This is a genomic window from Tsukamurella paurometabola DSM 20162, assembly GCF_000092225.1.
In the GTDB taxonomy this organism is placed as follows: Bacteria; Actinomycetota; Actinomycetes; order Mycobacteriales; family Mycobacteriaceae; genus Tsukamurella; species Tsukamurella paurometabola.
Map to the genome: position 1 here is coordinate 4,284,125 of NC_014158.1, position 20,095 is coordinate 4,304,219.

A 20,095-nucleotide genomic window follows, 5' to 3' on the forward strand; every position below is an offset into this window, starting at 1 on the left:
GCTCGATTCGGATGGGACAGGTCAGGGGACGATGACACCCCCGGAACCGGTACGCCGGTCCCGATCGGCCGCGGCGCCGCGCTGATCGCGCGCGCGGAAGTCGAGGTCGTTGCGGTCGTGGGTGAGCCATGCCAGACCGACGACGAACGCGATGAGGGCGAGGACGGTGATCATGTCCACTTCCTTCCCGTGAGGCCTGCACCCGAGGCAGGCGATAGATCAATGCCTTAAATCTATCGCCGAGGAGGGAGGCTTCCAAGGTGATGGTGAACACGGCTGTGGAGATCGAACGGCATCGGCCATGGGGGCGCGTGATCGGCATGAGGGCGCCACGGTGGCGGAAACGTTTCGCGCGGAGGCGATCCAACGAATCGCTCACCATTCCCGTCACACTCGATTTCTCTAGCACTCGCGTCGAAGGAGTGCTAAAACAGATAGCGCACAGTTGAAGAGTTGCCCGTCAGGGTGACGGGCAGCCTGGAGTTCACGGGAGGTGTTTGCTGTGCTTCGGTTTGACCCATTTTCTGAGTTCGACCAGCTTTCTCAGGGACTTGCCGCTGCTGGGCGACAGACGGGATCAGCGCGATCTCCGCGGTTCATGCCGATCGATCTCTACCAGGTCGACGACCACTACGTCCTGACTGCCGACCTGCCCGGCGCAGACCCCGGCTCGATCGATGTGAACGTCGAGAACGGTGTTCTCACCCTCACGGGGCGCCGGTCGACGATGTCCGATTCCGGGGTCACCTGGCTCGCCAGTGAGCGATTCTCCGGCATCTATCGCCGACAGCTCACCCTCAGCGACAACATCGATACCGCCGGCATCACGGCGCGTTACGACAACGGGGTACTCACCGTGACGATCCCGATCGCTGAACGCGCCAAACCGCGGCACATCGTCGTCGAGCAGGGTGCCGATGAGCCGCAGTGCGAGCAGCTCGCGGTCGAATCCTGAGCCGACTCCACGGAGGTACGAGCGTGCGGAACGTCCAGCAATCCGATCTACCGGCAACCGATATCACGCTGTCGCAGGCTGACCCGGCGGATGTCGCCGAGCAGTCCCGCGCCGTCGAGGTCGAGTCCGGGCTCGACGAGTACCCGTGGGTCCGTCGCGACGAGGTGCTACTCATCGACGGGCACCGCTTCGTCATCTAGGTGACACGCGACATCCGACCCCGATTGCGAGGCTCGGGGGCCCCTGACGGCTGGTCGGGGCCCCCGAGCCGATCCCCACTTCGTTCGGCCGGCCGCATCGAGTTCATGAGGAACACCACATTGAGAACGCCACACCAGCTCACCGTGACGATCGAGACCGTCCACCCCCTGCCTACGGAGGACGGTGCCCCCGTATCGGGGACAGTGGAAGTGATCACCGAGTGCGATAGCGCGGGCCGGGCGAGCATGCGGTGCAGAGTAATCGGCGATGACACCTGGCACCGGGTCGCGGGCGGAAGCGTTGTGCTGTCGGATCCCTCGGACCTTCCCTTCCACCACTGCGCGACCCTGTCCCGCTTGCTCGCTCGGCGGACGCCGCGCACCGGGGCCACGCCCGAATCGGTCGCCTTCTACTTCTGCGACGATCTCGACTCGCCGCCACCGCGCGCCGCCTGATCGACGAACGACCCGATCCGATCGAGATCCCGGACGCAGTAGCGGTGGTGCTCGAAGAGCTCGGTGAGCACGGTTACGAGGCACTGCCGCACCGAACGACCCCGTGCGTACGGAGGCCAGACATCGTCGTCGGGCACGGGAGCGGCCGCCGCGAGTCGTCCCGGGGTGACGGTGCCGAGCCAGTCCTCCAATTCCGCGGCCTGGGCCGCACGCACGGCCACCACGTCCTCGAAGGCAGGGTCGAGCGTGAGGTCCAGCCCGTTGGCCCCACGGTAGGGCCCAGCGTCCGGACCGAGCCCCCACGGCGTGAACGACTCCCGCGCGCCCAGGCAGCACCGGCGAAACCACGAGTCGTGCACGAAGACGAGGTGCCGCAGGGTTTGTGTGGCGGACCATTCCCCGTTCACGGTGCGGCTCTCGATGCCCGGGGCGCGACGGATCCGCTCGATCGTAGCCGCCCAGTCGGCGTGGAGCATCGCCGTGGCCCGGCGCAGTTCGACGGGGTCCTCGGAGCGGATCAGCGGCCGCACCGGGTACCGCCGGTCGAGCTCCGCCTCGACGTACCCGGTCACCTCGACACCGTTCACGAGGAGACCGGAGACCAGTCCGTCGATCACGGCATCACGCATCACCGCCCCGATGAATCGCGCCTGAGACAGATCGCACTCGCGGAACTCCGCCCCGCGCAGATCCTCATCGACATACCGGACCATGCTTCGCATCGTAGAACCGACCTCGGCCTCGCCGAGGTTCACTCGTCCATTGTCCTGGCGCTGACCCGCCCCGCGAATGCGGTCCTGACCACCCGTCAGATGGGAAAATCTGCACTGCGCGAGAGTGTTTCATTCTTCCGGAGATCCGCCAGAGCCTTCTCCAGCGAGGTGATCACGGCATCGTAACCACTGTTTCCCAGGACCAGTTTGCGCGGCGGTGGGTCCTGAGCCATCGCGGCGATCACGGCCCGGGCACCGCGGCACGGATCTCCGGGTTGCACCCCGTCCATCCCGACGAAGACGGCACGGACTTGCTCGAGCATGTCGTGGTAGTCCAGGATCGGCTCGTTGATGGGCTCGCTGGAGAATCCCGTGTAGGCGTTGGTTCGGAACGCGCCCGGTTCGACGGTCAATACGGAAATGCCATGTGGGGCCACTTCGTCGTACAGCGCGTCGGTGATGGCTTCGATGGCGAACTTCGTCGCACTGTAGTAGCCGAATCCGGGCGCTGAGACCAAGCCTGCCACGGAGGACACGTTGACGATCCATCCGCTGCCGCGGGCGCGCATCCCCGGCAGCACGGCGCGGGTCACCGACAGTACAGCGAAGAAGTTCAGTTCGAACATCGCCCGCATGGCGGACTCATCCATGCCTTCGATCGATCCGTACCAGCCGCGGCCAGCGCAATTGACCAGCACGTCGATGCCGCCGAAATGCTCCTCGGCGGCACGCACCGCATCCTGTACCTGATCCGCATCGGTAAGTTCTACCGGCACAACGAGAACGCGGTCGCCGTACTGCGCGGCCCATATCGTCAGTTCCTGCGGACGCCGGGAGGTGAGAACCACGCGGTCGCCGGTCTCCAGCGCCGCCTCGGCGAACGCCATTCCGAAGTTGCCGGGGGTTCCCCCGGTGATGAACCACCTTCTGCTCATGGTTCGATCACCAACCGGCTGATCGACGCACCGGAGAGGGCGAAACGATAGTGCAGATCGGCGACACCGCCCGGGAAGTCGCCTTCCAGGTGCTGACCGACATCGACGCCCACGTCGGTCACGGTCGCACCGGTGAACTCGGCGGCGTAGGTGTACTCGGCGGCCGCGGTGGCCACCCATGCACCGATCTCGTCGTGCCCTGTGTAGTCGTGTCCGTCGTCGGTCACCACGGCGCCGGGAGTGAGGGTGGCAAGCGCTCGGTCCACCTCGCGGGCATCGAGCGCTGTCATGAACGTTCGTACGGTCTCCGGGAGTGCATCCCAGTCTGTGTTGTTGGTCATGGCGCCACGATGGAGGTTGCCGTAGGGGGAAGGTCAATCCCCGATCCGACCGCGCCGCGATGTTGACCTTGCCCTAGGGGGAGGCTCGAGGATGGAGGCAACGCCCATCAGGTGGGTGCCGCGACGCAGAGGAGAACACCGTGGGCGCACAGGTCTCGATCGGAGACTTCGCAGTGATGACGGGGCTGAGTAGGAAGGCACTACGCCACTACCACGACATCGGCATTCTCGAGCCCGCCCATATCGATCCCTCCAGCGGCTATCGCATCTACGACACCCGCCAGGTCGATCACGCCCACATCATCCGCCGATTCCGGTCGCTGGGAATGTCCATCCCCGATATCAAGGCGCTACTGAGTACGGAGGACGCGGCGGCTCGCACCGACATCATCACCAGCCATCTCGAACAGATGCAGACGCAGTTGCAGCGGACCCAGGAGACCGTGGCCGCGCTGCGCGAACTGCTGTCCCCCGTACGCATTCCGACCGACGTCAGCTCGCGCCACGAACCCGCGCTCGATGTGTGGTCCGTGAGCGCCACGATCGATATCACTGGGATCGACGACTGGTTCACGGAATCTGTGCGGACACTGCACCGCGCCGTCGCCGCGGCTACAGGCGAGCCGGCCGCCGTGGTGCCGGGCGGCCTCTACGATCGCGCGTTGTTTCTCGAACAACGCGGAAGAGCCACCATGTTCGTCGCGGCGCCGTCCACCGCCGATCCCCCGGACGGCATCCACGCCGAGGTCCTGCCCGGAGCCGCATTCGCGGTGCTCACCCACCCGGGTGGTCATGACGGTATCGACCGCAGCTACGCGGCCTTGGGCACGTACGTCAACGAGCATCTGATCAGCGGCCAGGGGCCCATCCGCGAGCACTACCTCGGCGGCACTCCAGCGGATCCGGCGCGGTTCACCGCGACCGAGATCTGCTGGCCGATCTTCAGCACCACGCCACCAGCGGTATGAACCGGCGCTGGCGGTCAGCCCTTGGCCATGTCCACGAAGCGGGAGTAGTGCAGCTGGTGCGCGACGGTGACGGTCGCGGTGGGGCCGGCACGGTGCTTACCCAGGATGAAATCGGCCTCGCCGGCACGGGGATCGTCGCGTTCGTAGGCGTCGGGGCGGTGCACCAGGACCACCATGTCGGCGTCCTGCTCCAGTGAGCCGGACTCACGGAGGTCGGCGACCTGGGGCTTCTTATCGGTGCGCTGTTCGGGACCACGGTTGAGCTGTGCGACGGCGATCAGCGGCACTTCCAGCTCCTTGGCCAGCAGCTTGAGCTGGCGGGAGAATTCCGAGACCTCCTGCTGACGGGATTCGACCTTCTTACCGGATGTCATCAGCTGCAGGTAGTCGATCACGATGAGCTTGAGATCGTGCCGCTGCTTGAGGCGGCGGGCCTTGGCCCGAATCTCCATCATCGTCAGGTTCGGCGAATCGTCGACGAACAACGGTGCCTCGGAGATCTCCGACATGCGGCGTGCGAGTCGAGTCCAGTCGTCGTCGGTCATCTTGCCCGAGCGCATATCGGCCAGCTTGATCCGGGCCTCGGCGGAGAGCAGGCGCATCACCACCTCGGTCTTGCTCATCTCAAGGCTGAACAGCGCACCGGCCATACCGTTGGCGATCGAGCAGGACCGCAGGATATCGAGTGCCACCGTGGACTTACCCGCGCCGGGGCGGCCGGCGATGATGATCATCTGGCCGGCGTGCAGGCCGTTGGTGAGCGCGTCGAAATCGGTGAATCCGGTGGGCACCCCCATGCTGACGCCGCCGCGCGAGGCGATCGCGTCGATCTCGTCCATGGTCGGCTGCAGCAGCTCTTCGAGGACCACGTAATCCTCGGACGCCTTGCGCTCGGTCACGTCGTAGACGGCCGCCTGCGCCCGGTCGACCACCTCGGCCACGTCGGCGCCCTCGGATCCGGAGTAGCCGTACTGGACGATTCGGGTCCCCGCCTCGACGAGCCTGCGCAGGATCGCCTTCTCGGCCACGATCTCGGCGTAGTAGCCCGCGTTCGCCGCCGTGGGCACCGTGGAGATCAGGGTGTGCAGGTAGGGCGCCCCACCCACGCGCTTGAGTTCGCCCTTGCGATCGAGCGTCGCCGACACGGTGACGGCGTCGGCCGGCTCGCCCGCACCGTAAAGATCGAGGATCGCATCGTAGACGGACTGGTGGGCGGGCCGATAGAAGTCACCCGGGCGCACCACCTCGAGAACGTCGGCGATCGCGTCCTTCGACAGCATCATCGCGCCGAGCACCGACTGTTCCGCGGCGATGTCCTGGGGCGGCTGGCGGCCGAAGTCCTCGGCGGGCGGAGCATCGGAGGCCGGGACGTCCGTGCGATTGGCCGGCCCAGGGGTGAACTCCTGCTCGTCCGTCACCGACATCGGATACCCGCTCTCGCTCACGTCCGCCCGTCCCTTGTGGGGCCGCCGGACTGCACCTGCACCTGCTCGCCTTCGGTCTACCGCACACCACCCACAGAAACGGGGAGGCGCCACGCGGGCGCGCGCTCGAGACCGACGCCCGTGAACGCTAGGCGCTGCCCCGGGGGACGCAAAGCCCGGCTGTGGATGAACCTGGGGATGGGGTGTGGAGGACGCGCGCTCCGCGTGTGAGCGCCAGTGTGGACCGATGGGGAAAACCTGTGGAGACTACATGCGTTGTATCTTGTTGTCGCAGGTCACCACCATCGAAAATCATCCACCGGCTGTGGAACGAGAACACTCAGCGTGTCGTACCGATCCGACATTCGGGCGTGTCGTGAGTGCATCGTTGGCGCTTGCGCGGTCAAAACCACCCCCGGTTGTTACCCGCCGGTCATCTTGCGGTGCCTCCTACCTGCGGGTACTCGGAACTGCTCGGCAATCGGACTTCTGCCCGTCACCGTTCCCGCGTACCCTGAACCGAGTCATATGAGATGGAAGGACCACCCGATGAACCCCCAGCAGATCACGACGCGCACGGCAGGCGTCGCGGTCGCGGTCGCGGCCATCGCCACGTGCGCCATCGGGCCCGCGGGCGCCGAACCCGCCCCCGCACCGGCGCCCGCCAAGCCGGTCACCGCCACGGCCACCTGCTCCAGCGCGAACCCGATGTTCGTGGTGGGCGGCGACATGGTCAATTGGAAGGTCAACGCCAAGGTTCTGCGGCCGGGCCAGATCGAATTCGCCGGTACCGGCAACGCCGGCGCCCGCGATCTCGTCCTCAGCCAGTTCGCCTCGAACGCCACCCTGTCGTGGAACAACACCACCACCGGCAAGTACGGCAGCGTCCGGCTCAACGGGGTGGGTGGCCTGCCCACCCTGAATCGCATCGTGGTCAACACCGGCAAGGGCGCGGTCACCTACAACGTGGTGATCCGCACCGGCGCCGGTACCGAGTGGATCGGCACTCAGGTCAGCACCCCCTGCGTGGGCACCATCGTCGCCTGACCCACTCGCTCGAACGACGAGAAGGCCCCCACCTCGCGGTGGGGGCCTTCTGCGTGGAGCGTCTTAGTTCGCCGCGACGGTGAGCGAGAACTTCGCGCGCACCTCGGGGTGCAGCACCACGACCACGGGGAAGACACCCGTGGACTTGATGTGACCCTGCGGCAGCTCGATGCTGCGCTTGTCGACGACGGGACCGCCGGCGGCCTTGAGGGCGCCGGCCACGTCGGCCGCGGTGACCGAGCCGAACAGCTTGCCGGACTCGGCCGTCTTCACGGCGAGGTTCACGGCCTCGAGGCCCTCGATGGCCTGCTTGAGCTCGTTCGCGTGGTCGAGGCCGCGCACACGCTTGGCCTCCTGGCTGCGACGAATGCCCTCGACCTGCTTCTCGGCGCCACGGCTGGCGACGATCGCCAGACCGCGGGGCAGCAGGAAGTTACGGCCGTAGCCGTCCTTGACCTCGACGGTGTCGCCGGGCGCACCCAGGTTGTCGACGTCGGCGGTGAGAATCAGCTTCATGACTTCTCTCCCCTTATCGAGTGGTCGACGTGAACGGCAGCAGGGCCACCTCACGCGAGTTCTTGACGGCGATCGCGACGTCGCGCTGGTGCTGGACGCAGTTGCCCGTCACGCGACGGCTGCGGATCTTGCCCCGCTCCGACAGGAAACGACGCAGCAGCGTGGTGTCCTTGTAGTCGATCTTGATGTTCTTTTCCTTGCAGAACGTGCACGCCTTGGCCTTGACGGCCTTCTCGACGCGCACCTTCCGGCCATTGCCCTTACCGGCCATGGTGTTGGTACTCCTTGAATAGGTATCTCCGGACCGCTGACGGTCCGGCACAGTTCTCGATCCCGGGGATCAGAACGGCGGGTCGTCCGAACCGCCGCCGAAGCTCCCGGCCGCGGGGGCGCTGCCCCACGGATCTTCCTGCGGCTGGTTCTGCCGCGGCGCCGACTGGGCTGCGGGCTGGCTGTAACCGCCACCGCCGCCCTGACCGCCACCGGAGAATCCGCCGCCACCGCCGCCGCGCTGAGTGCGCACCGGCTTCGCCGTGGCGTACCGAAGGGAGGGGCCGATCTCATCGACCTCGAGTTCGACCACCGTGCGCCGCTGGCCCTCGCGATCGTCGTACGACCGCTGCTTGAGCCGGCCGGAGACGATGACGCGCGTGCCCTTCGTGAGCGACTCGGCGACGTTCTCGGCCGCCTCACGCCAGATGTTGCAGCGCAGGAACAGCGCCTCGCCGTCCTTCCACTCGTTGGTGTTCCGGTCGAAGGTGCGGGGCGTGGAGGCGACGGTGAAGTTGGCCACGGCTGCACCCGACGGGGTGAAGCGCAGCTCCGGGTCCGCCGTCAGGTTGCCGATGACCGTGATGACCGTGTCGCCTGCCATGGTGTCTCTCCCTGTAATTCGGTACGGGTTCGGTGAGCTAGCTCTGCCGCAGCACCTTAGTGCGGAGCACCGACTCGTTCAGCTTGAGCTGACGATCGAGCTCGTTCACGGTGGCCGGCTCAGCGGTCAGATCGATCACCGCGTAGATGCCCTCGGAGTTCTTGGTGATCTCGTAGGCCAGCCGACGCTTGCCCCAGATATCGATGTTCGAGACCGTTCCGCCGTCCTTACGGACCACGTTCAGGAAGGTCTCCAGCGAGGGTGCGACGGTGCGCTCATCCAGGCTCGGATCCAGGATCACCATCAGTTCGTACTTACGCATGGGCTTTTCGCCTCCTCCTATGGACTATGCGGCCGCGGACTCTCCGCGGCAGGAGTGCTGCCGTGTCGGCAACCGCCATAGGCTACCGCACAGCCTGCCGACCTGCGAAATCTTGAATCCGCGATGACGCGGCAGTGATTTGTGCGTAAAGTCACATCACGACCGAGAACGATGCCTAACATCGGTGGCGATCAGCGACCAGAGGGGAGACGTCGATGGGGGTGGATACCGCACCGACCGAGGCGCCGGCGCGGCGACCCAGCGACCTGCGGATCTTCCTCGACAACATCGACCGGAATGCGCTCGGCCCGCTCCGCACCCTCGGCCGTACGGCCCAGCTCGCCACCACCACCGTGATGGCCGCGATCAGCGACACCATCCGGGGTCGGCTGGCGGTGAAGGAGACCGTGATCCAGGCGTGGTTCCTGGTCTCCGTCACCGCGGTGCCCGCCTTCCTCATGGCGATCCCGTTCGGCGTGATCGTCACCATCCAGGTCGGCGGCGTCGTCCAGCAGATCGGCGCCGAGTCGCTACTGGGCGCGGCCAGCGGACTCGCGGTCATCCAGCAGGCCGCGCCGCTGGCCGCCGGACTCCTCCTCGGTGGTGCCGGCGCGTCCGCGATCGCCGCCGATCTGGGTGCCCGCACCATCCGCGACGAGGTGGACGCGTTGCGCACCATGGGTATCGATCCGGTGCACCGGCTGGTGGCGCCACGACTGATCGCCGCGGTCGTGGTCGCCCCGCTGCTGAATCTGTTCATCGTGGTGGTCGGCATCCTCGCGGCGTTCTACGTCGCCGTGCTCGGCCAGGACGTCACGCCCGGCAGTTACTGGCTCAGTTTCGGTGCGTACGCGACGGTGCGCGACCTGGGGTTCTCGATGGTCAAGGCCGCTCTGTTCGGCGCCATCATCGCGATCGTCGGCTGCCAGCACGGACTCGAGGCCAAGGGCGGCGCGCGCGGCGTGGCCGACGCGGTGAACGCCACCGTCGTGGTGTCCACGGTGGCGATCATCGTGCTCAATTTCGCTCTCACGCAGGCGTATACGGTGTTCTTCCCGATGAGGGTGGGTTAGCGCACGTGACCGTCGCAACGTATCGCCCCAGGGGCACACGCACGCTCGGCCGCGTTTACACGTGGCTGCGCGGCGTGCTGGCACGGCTCGGCCACATGATGGGCTTCTGCGTCCAGGCCGTGATCATGATTCCGCATGCCGCCCGGCACTACAGCCGGCAGACGATCAGCACCGTCACCGATCTCACCTGGGGCCGGGGCGCGGTGATCGTGGGCGGCGGCACCTCGCTGATGATGGTGGTGCTGGGCCTGGCGGTGGGCGGAACCGTAGCGGTCCAGGCGTTCTCCACGCTGGACCTGCTCGGCATGGGCCCGCTCACCGGATCGATCAGCGCACTGGCCAACATCCGTGAGTTCGCACCGATCTTGGCGGCCGCGGGGTTCGCCGTCCAGGCGGGTTGCCGCATGACCGCCGAGATCGGCGCCATGCGCATCAACGAGGAGATCGACGCGCTGGAATCGCTGGGCCTGCGGTCCATCTCGTTCGTCGTGAGCACCCGGGTGCTCGCCGGGCTCATCGCGGTCATCCCCACCTTCCTGATCGCGATCGTCGTCAGCTTCTTCGCCTGCAGCGTGATCGTCACCGTGGTGCAGGGCGAGTCGGCGGGCGCCTACACCCACTACTTCCGTCAGTTCCTCTCCGGCCCCGACCTGCTCGCGTCCACGGTGAAGGTGATCGTCTTCCTCATCGTGGTCATCCTGATCCATTGCTACCAGGGCTTCTTCGCCGCCGGCGGGCCCGAGGGTGTGGGCGTGGCATCGGGTCGGGCGGTGCGCGCGTCCCTGGTCTCGATCGTGGTGTTGGACATGCTCCTGACCACCGCCATCTGGGGCTTCAATCCGGTCCTGGTGTTCCGGGGGTAGCCATGGCATCGATCTCCTCCGTACCCGGCATGACCGTCGAACCCAAGCAACTGGTTCGACGGGGAGCCCTCACCGTCGCGATCGTCGTCGTGGTCGCACTACTCGCGTGGGGCATCACCGCCCTCGCGCGACCCGCCCCGATGCGGATCACCCTGCTCACCTCGGAGGTGGCCCCGGGAGTGAACAACGGCACGGTGATCGAGATGAACGGGATCCGGATCGGGACCGTTTCGGGCATCACGCAGGAGGGATCGGGACGCCTCGGCATCGACATGGATCTCGACAAGGACAAGGCGGCGGGACTCACCGACGCGCTGCTCGCGGACTTCGCCCCCAACAACCTGTTCGGCATCACCTCCGTGCAGATCATTCCGTCGCCCGCGGGCTCGCCGCTGCAGGACGGCGCGCGGGTGCGCCCGGCCACCGCACCCAGTGATTCGACGATGTCCGGCCTACTGCGCACCCTCGCCGATGTGGAATCGACGGCCCTGCGGCCCTACATGTCCGATCTGCTGCGTCAGTCCGACACCGCGACGAAGGGCTTCCTGCCCATGGTGCGCGCGCTCGGTGCGGTCGCCCAGGCCAATGCCGAGACGCAGACCGTGCCCACCTCGTACACGCTCCCGATCCTGTCCAGCGCCCTGCAGGGCATCGGCGCCTCGACCGACGACCTCCTCGCGGCGATCAAACTCCTCTGGGACTGGCCCGGACCCGATACACCCGGCTACCCGAAGGCCCAGACCGCGACGGTCGACACGCTGGTCAACGTGACATCACCCGATATCGCCAATCTCGTCAAATCCCTGCAGCCGCTGGCTCCGACGCTCTCGGTGCTGGCCGATGCGGAGCGGCGGGGCGTCGCCTCGATGCCCGGTGCCGCCCGGAACGGACAGCAGATCTCCGATCTCATCGAGGCGATCCGCCGCGCCATCAAGGACACCCCGAACGGCAAGGTTCTCAATCTCGATGTGCAGGCGCGGCCCGTCCCGATCCCGCCGCAGGGCGGTGGTGGACGATGAGCCGCTTCCGGACCTCCCTGATCAGCTTCCTGGTGTTCGCCGTGGTGGTGGCGGTGGGGACCACCTTCACGGTGCGGGCGTTGCAGCGGCCCGCGCCGGGCACGCAGGTCGGGTACACCGCACAATTCACCAACGCCTCCGGACTGCGCACCGGCGACGACGTGCGCGTCCTCGGCGTGCAGGTGGGCAAGGTCACCTCGGTGTCGCTCCAGCGCGGCGAGGGCGGCCGCGGTTCGTTCGCCGACGTGGCCTTCTCGCTGGACCGGGACCAGCGGATCTTCCGGAATTCGAAGCTGGCCATCCGTTTCCAGAATCTCACGGGCCAGCGGTACATCGATCTGCAGCGCGCCGCCGCACCCGGCGACGAGGTGGCCGAGAACGCGAGCATCACCACCGAGCAGACGGTGCCGTCCTTCGACATCACCACGGTCTTCAACGGCCTCCAGCCCGTCCTCGCCACCATGCGCCCGGAGGACATCGATCATTTCGCGCAGTCGGTCGCGGTGGTGATGAACGGTGACGGGTCCGGCCTGGGGCCGATGCTCGACTCCATCGACAAACTCGCCACCTTCACCGATAACCGCGCGGCGCTGTTCGAGACGCTGATCCGGAACTTCTCCGACTTATCGGAGTCGATCGGCGGCAAGTCCGGTTCGGTCACCACACTCGTCGGCCTGCTCCAGCGGCTCGCCGGCATCATGGCCAAATCCGCTCCGGCCTACCGAGTCCTGTCCGATCAGGGGGCACAGGTGATGACGGCGGCGGGCTCCCTCCTCGCCGGCCTCGGGATGACACCGAACACCAATCCGTGGCTCGACGACCTGCTCTCGCCCGAGGCGAAGAAGCTCGGCCCGCTGGTCGACCTCGCCGCGATGCTTCCCGGACTCTTCGCCCTTCTCACCGGCCAGGGATTGCCGAAGGCCAAGGGCGACAGTCGCTGCAGCAAGGGCGTCGCCTCGCTGCCCGCCGACGTCCAGATGTTCATCCGGGGGACGAGGGTCGTGCTGTGCAATCCGTGACGACCGGCGATCCCAACGATCCCAACGACCCGGGCAACCAGGACCTCGCCCGGCGCGCCGTCGCCGGGGCACTGCGGCGCCGGCCGCCGCGCCGCGTGTGGCGCCGCACCTGGTTCCGGTTCAGCTCCGATTCCGACCGCCAATTGGGCTGGGGCATCGCCTCGGCGATGCTCGCGGCGGTGATCATCATCGCGGCCGGGTACCTCTCGCTGGCCCCTCCGGGCAGCACCTCGTACTCGGTCGATATGGCCGAGACCGGCCAGTTGCGCAAGGGCGACGATGTCCGCGTGGCGGGTGTCCCCGTGGGATCGGTCAGCGGTGTAGCGCTGCGCCGCAACGATGTCCGGGTCACCATCCGGGTGGATAAGAGCGCCTTCATCGGCAATCAGTCCACCGCGGCGGTGAAGATGCTGACGGCGGTCGGAGGCTACTACCTCGATATCGACTCCCTGGGAGCCACATCCCTCGGCGACGGGTCGATTCCGGCGAACCGGGTGCGCCTGCCCTACACCCTGACCGAGACCTTCCAGACCGCCGGTCCCAAACTCGGTGCGGTCGACGGTCAGCCGCTGCGCGAATCCCTGGTTCAGATCCAGCAGGCGACCTCCGGGCAGCCGGGGCAACTGCGGCACGCGATCACCACGCTGTCCGGAATGGTCGATGCCCTGGGCCGGCAGAAGGACCAGATCGGCAGGTTCATCACGGTGGTCTCCGAATACACCACGGCGGTGAACGAGAACGGTGACCGGCTCACGGCGATCATGCAGGATATGAGCCTGTTCCTCTCGACCGCATCGCTCAACGTGGCCGGATACAAGGCGTTCATGCGGGCGCTCGAGCTGACGCTGCTGCGCATCAAACCCCTCGCCGATCTCTACCTGCGCGATATCGACGGCTTCGAGAGGCAGCTCCGGGTGATCTCCGGGCAGATGCAGGAACTGCTCCAGAAATTCGAGCCGATGATCGACGAGGGTAAGAAGGCCCTGGCCCGGGTCAACGAGGCCATTCAGCCCGACGGCAGCGTCAAGATCGGTGGGAAGACGGTGCTCTCGTCCGCGTTCTGCATTCCGATTCAGGGGGTGAATTGCTGATGGTCCGTTCGGCTCTGGGATCGAAGTGGTTGATCAGCGGCATCGCGGTCGCGATCGTGATCGTCCTCGGACTGGGCGGCGCCTGGTACCTGCGCGGCGGCACCGAACGCAGCGTGACCTACTGCGCGCAGATGCCCGATGCGATCGGTCTCTACGAGGGCAATCCCGTGACGCGACGCGGAGTCACCGTGGGCAAGGTGACCGCGGTGAGCGCGGAGGGCGCGAAGGCTCGGGTCGAGATGTCGGTCTCCGCGAACGAGCGGATCCCCGCCTCGGCGAGCGCCGTCACCGTGGCCAAATCCCTGATCGCATCCCGCCAACTCGCCCTCATCGGCGACGACAACGGCGGCCCCACTCTGCAACCCGGCAAGTGCATCGTGGATACCAAGACTCCCCTCTCCCTGACCAAGTCGATGGAGGGCGTCTACCGCCTCACCTCGCAGGTCACCACCGGGGGCGGGCCGGAACAGACCAAGCAGGCACAGCAGGCGCTCGGTGCGCTGGCGCGCGAGACCAACGGCACCGGACCGCAGATCAACGGCATCCTCAACCAACTGTCCTCGGTACTCGACAATCCCGGCCCCGGTATGGACGATCTGGCGCGCGCCTTCGATGCCCTGGCTCCGCTGACCTACGGCATGACCTCGAACTGGGGCGATATCAAGTCGCTGTTCAGCAATCTGCCCGCGTACCTGGTCAACGTGATGCTGCCGCTCGGATCGACGGTCGATGCACTCGCCACCACCCTGCTGCCGCTGGGCAAGATGCTGTTCAACCTCGTCGGACAGTACGGCCACATGATCTTCCCGGTACTCGATCTCGCGGTGCCGGTCACCCGCCTGGCCGCCGCGGGCATCCGCAACTACGGCGACCTGATGGGGATCCTCCCACCGCTGATCTCCGCCTTCAACGTCAACTACGACCAGGCCAACGCCCGGATCAAGATCAACTACACACCGCTACCCGATACCGCTTTCGCGGCGGCGAACCCCGAACTGACGTGCACCAACGTCAATCGGATCGCACCGGGACAGTGCCAAGTCGTCGGTGACGGCAAGATCCGGGTCGACGTGATGTCGGTCGTCCTGCGGGCGACGGGGGCGGCGCGATGACCACGCGGATACGCACGATCTGGCCCGCACTACTCGCTGCGGTCCTCGTGATCACCGGGCTGTGGAGCCTCCGGGACATCGGACCCGCCACCCTGCCGACGCCGGGCTCCGCAGCCTCCGGCTGGCGCCTGAAAATCCAGTTCCCCGACGTCCTGAATCTTCCCGATCAGGCGAAGGTTCGTCTTCTCGGCCGCGATGTCGGTTCGCTGGAAGGGGTTCGACTGACGGACAAGAACGCGGAGGCGACCTTGCGGATCCAGTCGGATACCCGGGTGCCGCGCGCCGCCGTCGCGGAGCTGCGCCAGGACACGCCGCTCGGAGACATCTACGTCGCGCTCACTCCGCCGAACACCACCCAGAGCACCGCCTTCTTCGCCGACGGAGATCTGGTGCCGCAGTCACAGACCCGGGCACCGGTCCAGATGGAGCAGATGCTCACCAGCCTCGCCGATTTCCTCGGCAGCGGCAGCCTGAGCCAGTTGGGCAACACCTTCGACCGGCTCAACAGCAGCTTCCCCGAAGACCCCGCGCTGACCAAGAAGATCATCGGCAACCTGACGACGACGGTTGACGCCTGGTCCAACGACACCAAGAGCCTCGACACCGCGGTGGTCTCCCTGGTCGAGCTCACGACCAAGCTCGCAGCGCAGCGTGATCTCGTGGGCGCCTATCTCGCGCCGGAGGCGGCGCCCCGATGGAAGACGGTGATCGAGACCGGCGATATCGTCGCCGTCTTCGCCGCCCTAGCCCCGACGTTCAACAACGCCGCCTTCCTGGTCCCGACGCTGCGGGAGACGAACACCCTGGTTCGGGCCGTTCTGCGACCCCTGCTGTACTTCGACCGCCCGGCGGGATCGACCCGGCCGGACAACATCGTCAACCTGCGGAATCTGCTACGCGACACCGTCATCCCGTACCTCAGTGAGGGCGCGAAGGTGAACGTGGTCCGGCTCGGTCTCGGCGATCAGATGCCCAGTGGCGAGCAGGCCGATCAAGCGATCAAGACACTGCGCATGCTGGGGGTGGTCCGATGAAACGCGAGCTGATCGCCAACATCGTCACCTTCGTGGTGGTCCTCGCGGTGGGGGTGAGCGCGCTGGTCTTCGGCTACATGGGGGTGCGGCCCGGCACGCAGTACACCACGATCACCCTGCAACTGCCCCGATCCGCGCAGCTGGTGACGGGTTCCTCGGTACTGTTGCGCGGCACCCGGATCGGCGAAGTGGAGCGCGTCGACGGCAGCACGCGTGGAGTATCGGTGCGGCTGAAGTATCCGGATACGAACCGGGTCCCCGTGGACTCGGAGGTCTCGATCGAGCAGCTGACCGCACTGGGCGAGCCCTACGTGGAGTTCGCCCCCAGCGGCACGGACGGACCGTACTTCACCGACGGGGCGATGATCGACCCGAAGCGGGTCTCGATCCCGACCTCGATTCCCGATATCTTCCGTTCGCTGTCCGAGGTGAGCAAGATCGCCGATGTCGGCCCGCTCGCCGACATCGTGAAGACGATGTGGCAGGCGACCACGGGAACCGATGCGGCGATGCCCCGGCTGACGCAGGCCGGCGAGTTGCTGACCTCGACGCTCGTGTCCCGGATGCCTCAGATCCGCAGCATGTTCGAGCAGACCCAGGTGTACTCGGCCGATCTCGAGTGGATGGGACCGGCGATCACCGACTTCGGCCCGGCCTTCCGCAGCACGATCGGAGTGATCCGGCCCGCGGTCGACAAGGTGCTGACACTGGTCACCGAGCTCGGCCTGCCGGGGCCCTTCAACGATGTCCTGCACCCGTTCGCGACCCGTCTGCAGCCCTACCTGACCGAATTGATTCCGAAGGTCGCCGAGATCCTGGGGCCGAGCCTGCCTATTCTCAAGGCCGTGAACGGAACCGTGCCTCCGATCGATCTGAGCGCCTTCCTCACATCGGCCCTGGCCATGGTCGGCGACGACGGAACGCCGCGGCTCTCGATCACCGTCCCGATCCCGGGTGGTCCGGACGCCGCGGTACCGTCGGCCCGGCCCGGCCCGGCGGCACCGTCCGCGACCACGCCGCCGCGCAGTGCGGCGCCCGCACCGAGCACGTCCCCGACCCCGAGGTGAGAATGCCCAACGACGACGCCCCCGACGACGCGACGACCGCCGAGGAGCCGGAATCGGCTCCGGTGCAGAGCACCCCGCCGGACGAGGCTCCCCGTCCGTCGACCGCTCCCCCGCGGAACCGGACATCCCGCACGTCCGCGTCGCTGCCCGCGGAACCGGCGGTCGCCGCTCCCGGCACCACCCGCGCCGTCGCCCTCACCCTGGTGATCACGCTGCTCGCCGTGGCGGCCGGGGTGGCGACCTTCTTCGCGCTGCACTATCGCGGCCAGGTCAACGATATGGAGCAGGCGGCGGCCGACCGTGCTCGCGCGGAGGACATCGCCGGCAAGTACGGGGTGAACGCGGCGACGGTGGACTTCAACGACATCGCGCCCTGGCTGCAGAACCTCAAGTCCGGCGTGACGGATCAGGTGGCCAAGCGAGTCGACGGCGCCGCCGAGGTGATGCGAATGGTGGTGGTCCCGGTGCGCCTGCAATCGAAGGGCAAGCTCGTGGGCACCAAGGTCTCCGACGAGGCGAACGGCGTGTACAAGGTGATGGTCGTCATCGATACCGACGCCACCAGCCTGCAGGCACCCCAGGGGACGACCACGACCACGGCCTACACGATCACCGTCGATAGCAACCAGAACTGGTTGATGAGCGATATCGGCAATGCCCTGTCGGGCGGCTCCGGACAGGGCAGTGGCACATCGGCTCCGACGGGCGCTCCGACTCCCCCGGCCGAGGCGCCGGCGCCGAACCCCTAGGAATCGAAGAGCACCGCGCACACCATCGCGAAGACCTCGGCCTGGAAGTGCGGGTCGGCGTCGAAGCGGCGGGTGCGTCCGACGTCGAAGACCACGGCGAAGGCCGCGTGGACGAGGAACGTGGCCTCGGCCGCACCCAGATCCGGACGCACGGCCATCACGGCATCGGCGAACGCGGCGATGTTGGCGCGCTGCACGCTCGCGAGACGGCTGCGGTCGGAGTCCGGCACGTTGCCGATCTCGCGGAAGTAGACCGTCATCAACTTCGACTGCCCGAAGGACAGTTGGACGTAGGCCTGCGCGAGGGCGGCGAGCCGGGCCCGGGGTTCGGGGTTCGCCTCGACCACCGCGGCGATCGCATCGACCATCGCCGCGCCGGATCGTTCGAGCGCGCGCACGAGGATCCCGGCCTTGTTCGGGAAGTACCGGTACATCCCGGACGGAACGATGCCGGCCGCCTGACCGATCTGCCCCATGCTCACGTTGTGGAATCCGTGGCTGAAGATCAGCTCCACGGCCTCGTCGAGGACCTGCTCCTGACGGCCCGCGTCCGTCCCCGCCACGGAGGACGGCGGCGGAGCGAGGACGTACTCGGTGGGCGGGGCGGGCAGCGCCAGCAACCTCCGGCCCGCGGTCCTGAGCACTGCTTCGGCGCGCCTCTGCGCGAGCACCGTGCGGTGTGCGGTCACGCTTCCGGTGACACTGATGACACCGACGCAACGGAGCTCGCGCTCCGCACGGCCCACCCCCGGAAGGGCGGGTTCAGCGGCATCCGCGAAGGTGCCGATCATCTGCGTCAACTGGTCCCGGATCCGATTCCGATCCTGCCGCTCCAGGAGTCGCTGCTCCCAGCGGAACAGGCCACCGGTGTTGCGACGCTCGAAGGCCACTCGCAGCGCCGCGTCCTCGATGGCATCGATGCGTGCTTCCGCGTCCTGTCCCTCCGTCTCCTGCGCCGCCTGTGCGACAGCCGCGCTCAGGGCGTCCGACGCCGAGGTGATCGCGTGTTCGAGCAGTGCGTACTTGTTCGGGAAGTGCCGGTACACAGCCGGACCCGAGATGTCGAGGGATGCCGCGATCTGCTCGATGCCCACACCGTGGTAGCCGCGCCGGGAGAAGTCCTCTGCAGCCACCCGCGCGATCTGCTCGCGCCGGTCCTTGGGCCGCTTCCTCCGCGCCTGGGTCACGTCAACTCCTCATTCGCCGTCCGCATAGAAGACTACTCACTGACGTGAGCCTGTTCGCGGTGTACCGTCAAGGCTATAAGTAAGTGAACATTCACACACCGATTCGGTGTGATCACATGAAGGAGGCGCTCATGACCGCGAGCGCAGGGCGCATCGCACCCGCACCTGTCGAGCCGGCGACGGCATCGGCGGCGGTGGCGAACGCCCCACGGGTCGATCCGGTGGCCGCGGGATACCGCATACCGATCGCCACGCCGGCTCGTCCGGGGCACGTGCTCACCACACTCCGGGACGCCATGGTCGCCCCCTCGTCCGCCGCCGGGCCCGCCAACGTGGTGATGCAGTTGATCGACCCGCCGGTCGCCTACGGCGTGATGGAGTCGCCGGTGGAATCCGGTGCGCTCTATAAGCATCCGATCAAGCGCACCCGCACCACCTTCACCTACCTCGCCGTGGCCGTGCTCGGCACCCAGGACGACAAGGAGCGCTATCGCGAGGCGGTCAACACTGCGCACCGGCAGGTGCGCAGCACCGAGAAGAGCCCGGTGAAGTACAACGCGATGGACCGCAACCTGCAGCTGTGGGTGGCGATGTGCCTGTACGTGGGATTCGAGGACACCCACAAGCTGCTGCGCGGCCCGATGTCCCCGGAGCAACGGGCCCTGTTCTACCGCGACGCGGCGCCGCTGGGCACCACGCTGCAGGTGCATCCCGATCAATGGCCCGCGACACCCGAGGAGTTCGACGCCGCGTGGGTCGAACTGTGCGATACCAAGATCGCGCCGACGCCGGAGACCCGGGACTATCTCCGCCAGCTCGTCGATCTCACCTTCGTCGGCACGGTACCCGGACCGTTCAAGGCCTTCTCCCGCTTCCAGACCGCGGGCTTCCTCGCGCCGAAGTTCCGTGAGGCGATGGAGATCACCTGGACGCCGCGGCATCAGCGCGCGTTCGACGCCTTCTGGCGTCTGGTGGGAACGGTCAATCGGTTCCTCCCGGTGGCCCTCACCCGGTTGCCGTACGAGCTCCTGCTCGTGGACATGCGCACCCGGGCCAAGCTCGGCCGTCCCCTGGTCTGACCGCGCACACGAAAGCCGGGGCCCTACTCGGGTCCCGGCTTTCGTGTCGCT

At 67.1% G+C, this 20,095-nt stretch carries 24 protein-coding genes; 14 read left to right on the forward strand and 10 right to left on the reverse strand.

Annotated elements, in window-relative coordinates; genetic code table 11:
• Positions 1–21 precede the first annotated feature (21 nt).
• On the reverse strand, positions 22–174 hold the full coding sequence (locus TPAU_RS23265) for a hypothetical protein (RefSeq protein WP_013128714.1): 153 nt from the start codon (positions 172–174) through the stop codon (positions 22–24).
• Between the two features lie 328 nt (positions 175–502).
• Here TPAU_RS23265 and TPAU_RS20790 point away from each other — a divergent pair, with 328 nt between their 5' ends.
• The gene (locus TPAU_RS20790) at positions 503–955 is read left to right on the forward strand and encodes an Hsp20/alpha crystallin family protein (protein WP_013128715.1); all 453 of its coding nucleotides are present in this window, start codon (positions 503–505) and stop codon (positions 953–955) included.
• Between the two features lie 23 nt (positions 956–978).
• Complete coding sequence (locus TPAU_RS23270; protein WP_013128716.1) at positions 979–1,155, forward strand: hypothetical protein; 177 nt, start codon at positions 979–981, stop codon at positions 1,153–1,155.
• A 410-nt stretch (positions 1,156–1,565) separates the two neighbouring features.
• On the opposite strand, the gene TPAU_RS20800 is transcribed toward TPAU_RS23270, so the two are convergent.
• The 3 genes from TPAU_RS20800 to TPAU_RS20810 form a co-directional block, all read right to left on the reverse strand.
• On the reverse strand, positions 1,566–2,324 hold the full coding sequence (locus TPAU_RS20800) for a DinB family protein (protein WP_041945359.1): 759 nt from the start codon (positions 2,322–2,324) through the stop codon (positions 1,566–1,568).
• A 95-nt stretch (positions 2,325–2,419) separates the two neighbouring features.
• Positions 2,420–3,259 carry an SDR family NAD(P)-dependent oxidoreductase gene (locus TPAU_RS20805; RefSeq protein WP_013128719.1) on the reverse strand — a complete coding sequence of 280 codons (840 nt, stop codon included), beginning with the start codon at positions 3,257–3,259 and terminating at the stop codon, positions 2,420–2,422.
• On the reverse strand, positions 3,256–3,600 hold the full coding sequence (locus TPAU_RS20810) for a nuclear transport factor 2 family protein (RefSeq protein WP_013128720.1): 345 nt from the start codon (positions 3,598–3,600) through the stop codon (positions 3,256–3,258). Before TPAU_RS20810 ends, TPAU_RS20805 begins: the two co-directional genes overlap by 4 nt.
• A gap of 140 nt (positions 3,601–3,740) precedes the next feature.
• Here TPAU_RS20810 and TPAU_RS20815 point away from each other — a divergent pair, with 140 nt between their 5' ends.
• Positions 3,741–4,568 (forward strand): MerR family transcriptional regulator, encoded by an 828-nt coding sequence (locus TPAU_RS20815; protein ID WP_013128721.1) that lies wholly within the window; start codon positions 3,741–3,743, stop codon positions 4,566–4,568.
• 14 nt (positions 4,569–4,582) lie between these two features.
• Here the strand turns inward: TPAU_RS20815 and dnaB are convergent, their stop codons facing one another.
• Positions 4,583–5,992, reverse strand: a complete 1,410-nt coding sequence (gene dnaB, locus TPAU_RS20820) for a replicative DNA helicase (RefSeq protein WP_013128722.1) — start codon at positions 5,990–5,992, stop codon at positions 4,583–4,585.
• Between the two features lie 549 nt (positions 5,993–6,541).
• Between dnaB and TPAU_RS20825 the strand changes: the two genes are divergently transcribed.
• Positions 6,542–7,039 carry a hypothetical protein gene (locus TPAU_RS20825; protein WP_013128723.1) on the forward strand — a complete coding sequence of 166 codons (498 nt, stop codon included), beginning with the start codon at positions 6,542–6,544 and terminating at the stop codon, positions 7,037–7,039.
• A 63-nt stretch (positions 7,040–7,102) separates the two neighbouring features.
• Here TPAU_RS20825 and rplI read toward each other — a convergent pair whose 3' ends face one another.
• The 4 genes from rplI to rpsF all read right to left on the reverse strand — a co-directional run bounded on the left by rplI (position 7,103) and on the right by rpsF (position 8,751).
• Positions 7,103–7,555, reverse strand: coding sequence for a 50S ribosomal protein L9 (rplI, locus tag TPAU_RS20830; protein ID WP_013128724.1), 453 nt, complete (start codon positions 7,553–7,555; stop codon positions 7,103–7,105).
• 13 nt (positions 7,556–7,568) lie between these two features.
• Entirely contained in the window at positions 7,569–7,826 is a 258-nt protein-coding gene (gene rpsR / locus TPAU_RS20835; protein ID WP_013128725.1) for a 30S ribosomal protein S18, read from the reverse strand.
• Positions 7,827–7,895: 69 nt separating this feature from the next.
• Positions 7,896–8,429, reverse strand: coding sequence for a single-stranded DNA-binding protein (locus TPAU_RS20840; protein WP_013128726.1), 534 nt, complete (start codon positions 8,427–8,429; stop codon positions 7,896–7,898).
• Between the two features lie 37 nt (positions 8,430–8,466).
• Entirely contained in the window at positions 8,467–8,751 is a 285-nt protein-coding gene (gene rpsF, locus TPAU_RS20845; RefSeq protein ID WP_013128727.1) for a 30S ribosomal protein S6, read from the reverse strand.
• A gap of 215 nt (positions 8,752–8,966) precedes the next feature.
• On the opposite strand from rpsF, the gene TPAU_RS20850 reads away from it, so the two are divergent.
• The 9 genes from TPAU_RS20850 to TPAU_RS22100 are packed head-to-tail and all read left to right on the forward strand — an operon-like array spanning position 8,967 to position 17,778.
• The gene (locus tag TPAU_RS20850; RefSeq protein WP_013128728.1) at positions 8,967–9,824 is read left to right on the forward strand and encodes an MlaE family ABC transporter permease; all 858 of its coding nucleotides are present in this window, start codon (positions 8,967–8,969) and stop codon (positions 9,822–9,824) included.
• 5 nt (positions 9,825–9,829) lie between these two features.
• On the forward strand, positions 9,830–10,687 hold the full coding sequence (locus TPAU_RS20855; RefSeq protein WP_013128729.1) for an ABC transporter permease: 858 nt from the start codon (positions 9,830–9,832) through the stop codon (positions 10,685–10,687).
• Between the two features lie 29 nt (positions 10,688–10,716).
• A complete protein-coding gene (locus tag TPAU_RS20860; protein ID WP_160160280.1) occupies positions 10,717–11,706 on the forward strand; it encodes an MlaD family protein in 990 nt (329 codons plus the stop codon).
• Complete coding sequence (locus tag TPAU_RS20865) at positions 11,703–12,725, forward strand: MlaD family protein (protein WP_013128731.1); 1,023 nt, start codon at positions 11,703–11,705, stop codon at positions 12,723–12,725. The genes TPAU_RS20860 and TPAU_RS20865 overlap by 4 nt, the downstream gene beginning before the upstream one ends.
• A complete protein-coding gene (locus TPAU_RS20870; RefSeq protein ID WP_013128732.1) occupies positions 12,713–13,816 on the forward strand; it encodes an MlaD family protein in 1,104 nt (367 codons plus the stop codon). The genes TPAU_RS20865 and TPAU_RS20870 overlap by 13 nt, the downstream gene beginning before the upstream one ends.
• Positions 13,816–14,928, forward strand: a complete 1,113-nt coding sequence (locus TPAU_RS20875; protein ID WP_013128733.1) for an MlaD family protein — start codon at positions 13,816–13,818, stop codon at positions 14,926–14,928. The genes TPAU_RS20870 and TPAU_RS20875 overlap by 1 nt, the downstream gene beginning before the upstream one ends.
• Positions 14,925–15,962, forward strand: coding sequence for an MlaD family protein (locus TPAU_RS20880; RefSeq protein ID WP_013128734.1), 1,038 nt, complete (start codon positions 14,925–14,927; stop codon positions 15,960–15,962). Before TPAU_RS20875 ends, TPAU_RS20880 begins: the two co-directional genes overlap by 4 nt.
• Positions 15,959–17,029: an MlaD family protein gene (locus TPAU_RS20885; protein WP_013128735.1), complete on the forward strand. Its 1,071-nt coding sequence runs from the start codon at positions 15,959–15,961 to the stop codon at positions 17,027–17,029. The genes TPAU_RS20880 and TPAU_RS20885 overlap by 4 nt, the downstream gene beginning before the upstream one ends.
• 2 nt (positions 17,030–17,031) lie before the next feature.
• Entirely contained in the window at positions 17,032–17,778 is a 747-nt protein-coding gene (locus TPAU_RS22100; protein WP_013128736.1) for a hypothetical protein, read from the forward strand.
• Here the strand turns inward: TPAU_RS22100 and TPAU_RS20895 are convergent.
• Positions 17,775–18,965, reverse strand: a complete 1,191-nt coding sequence (locus tag TPAU_RS20895) for a TetR/AcrR family transcriptional regulator (protein ID WP_013128737.1) — start codon at positions 18,963–18,965, stop codon at positions 17,775–17,777. The genes TPAU_RS22100 and TPAU_RS20895 overlap by 4 nt on opposite strands.
• 131 nt (positions 18,966–19,096) lie before the next feature.
• On the opposite strand from TPAU_RS20895, the gene TPAU_RS20900 reads away from it, so the two are divergent.
• The gene (locus tag TPAU_RS20900; protein ID WP_013128738.1) at positions 19,097–20,044 is read left to right on the forward strand and encodes an oxygenase MpaB family protein; all 948 of its coding nucleotides are present in this window, start codon (positions 19,097–19,099) and stop codon (positions 20,042–20,044) included.
• The last annotated feature ends 51 nt before the right edge of the window (positions 20,045–20,095 follow it).

Excerpts from the sequence above, each read along its gene's own strand:
- TPAU_RS23265 (WP_013128714.1), bottom strand. The coding sequence starts at position 174 with ATGATCACCGTCCTCGCCCTCATCGCGTTCGTCGTCGGTCTGGCATGG.
- TPAU_RS20800 (WP_041945359.1), bottom strand. The coding sequence starts at position 2,324 with ATGGTCCGGTATGTCGATGAGGATCTGCGCGGGGCGGAGTTCCGCGAG.
- TPAU_RS20805 (WP_013128719.1), bottom strand. The coding sequence starts at position 3,259 with ATGAGCAGAAGGTGGTTCATCACCGGGGGAACCCCCGGCAACTTCGGA.
- TPAU_RS20810 (WP_013128720.1), bottom strand. The coding sequence starts at position 3,600 with ATGACCAACAACACAGACTGGGATGCACTCCCGGAGACCGTACGAACG.
- dnaB (WP_013128722.1), bottom strand. The coding sequence starts at position 5,992 with ATGTCGGTGACGGACGAGCAGGAGTTCACCCCTGGGCCGGCCAATCGC.
- TPAU_RS20825 (WP_013128723.1), top strand. The coding sequence starts at position 6,542 with ATGAACCCCCAGCAGATCACGACGCGCACGGCAGGCGTCGCGGTCGCG.
- rplI (WP_013128724.1), bottom strand. The coding sequence starts at position 7,555 with ATGAAGCTGATTCTCACCGCCGACGTCGACAACCTGGGTGCGCCCGGC.
- rpsR (WP_013128725.1), bottom strand. The coding sequence starts at position 7,826 with ATGGCCGGTAAGGGCAATGGCCGGAAGGTGCGCGTCGAGAAGGCCGTC.
- TPAU_RS20840 (WP_013128726.1), bottom strand. The coding sequence starts at position 8,429 with ATGGCAGGCGACACGGTCATCACGGTCATCGGCAACCTGACGGCGGAC.
- rpsF (WP_013128727.1), bottom strand. The coding sequence starts at position 8,751 with ATGCGTAAGTACGAACTGATGGTGATCCTGGATCCGAGCCTGGATGAG.
- TPAU_RS20850 (WP_013128728.1), top strand. The coding sequence starts at position 8,967 with ATGGGGGTGGATACCGCACCGACCGAGGCGCCGGCGCGGCGACCCAGC.
- TPAU_RS20860 (WP_160160280.1), top strand. The coding sequence starts at position 10,717 with ATGACCGTCGAACCCAAGCAACTGGTTCGACGGGGAGCCCTCACCGTC.
- TPAU_RS20865 (WP_013128731.1), top strand. The coding sequence starts at position 11,703 with ATGAGCCGCTTCCGGACCTCCCTGATCAGCTTCCTGGTGTTCGCCGTG.
- TPAU_RS20875 (WP_013128733.1), top strand. The coding sequence starts at position 13,816 with ATGGTCCGTTCGGCTCTGGGATCGAAGTGGTTGATCAGCGGCATCGCG.
- TPAU_RS20880 (WP_013128734.1), top strand. The coding sequence starts at position 14,925 with ATGACCACGCGGATACGCACGATCTGGCCCGCACTACTCGCTGCGGTC.
- TPAU_RS20885 (WP_013128735.1), top strand. The coding sequence starts at position 15,959 with ATGAAACGCGAGCTGATCGCCAACATCGTCACCTTCGTGGTGGTCCTC.
- TPAU_RS22100 (WP_013128736.1), top strand. The coding sequence starts at position 17,032 with ATGCCCAACGACGACGCCCCCGACGACGCGACGACCGCCGAGGAGCCG.
- TPAU_RS20900 (WP_013128738.1), top strand. The coding sequence starts at position 19,097 with ATGACCGCGAGCGCAGGGCGCATCGCACCCGCACCTGTCGAGCCGGCG.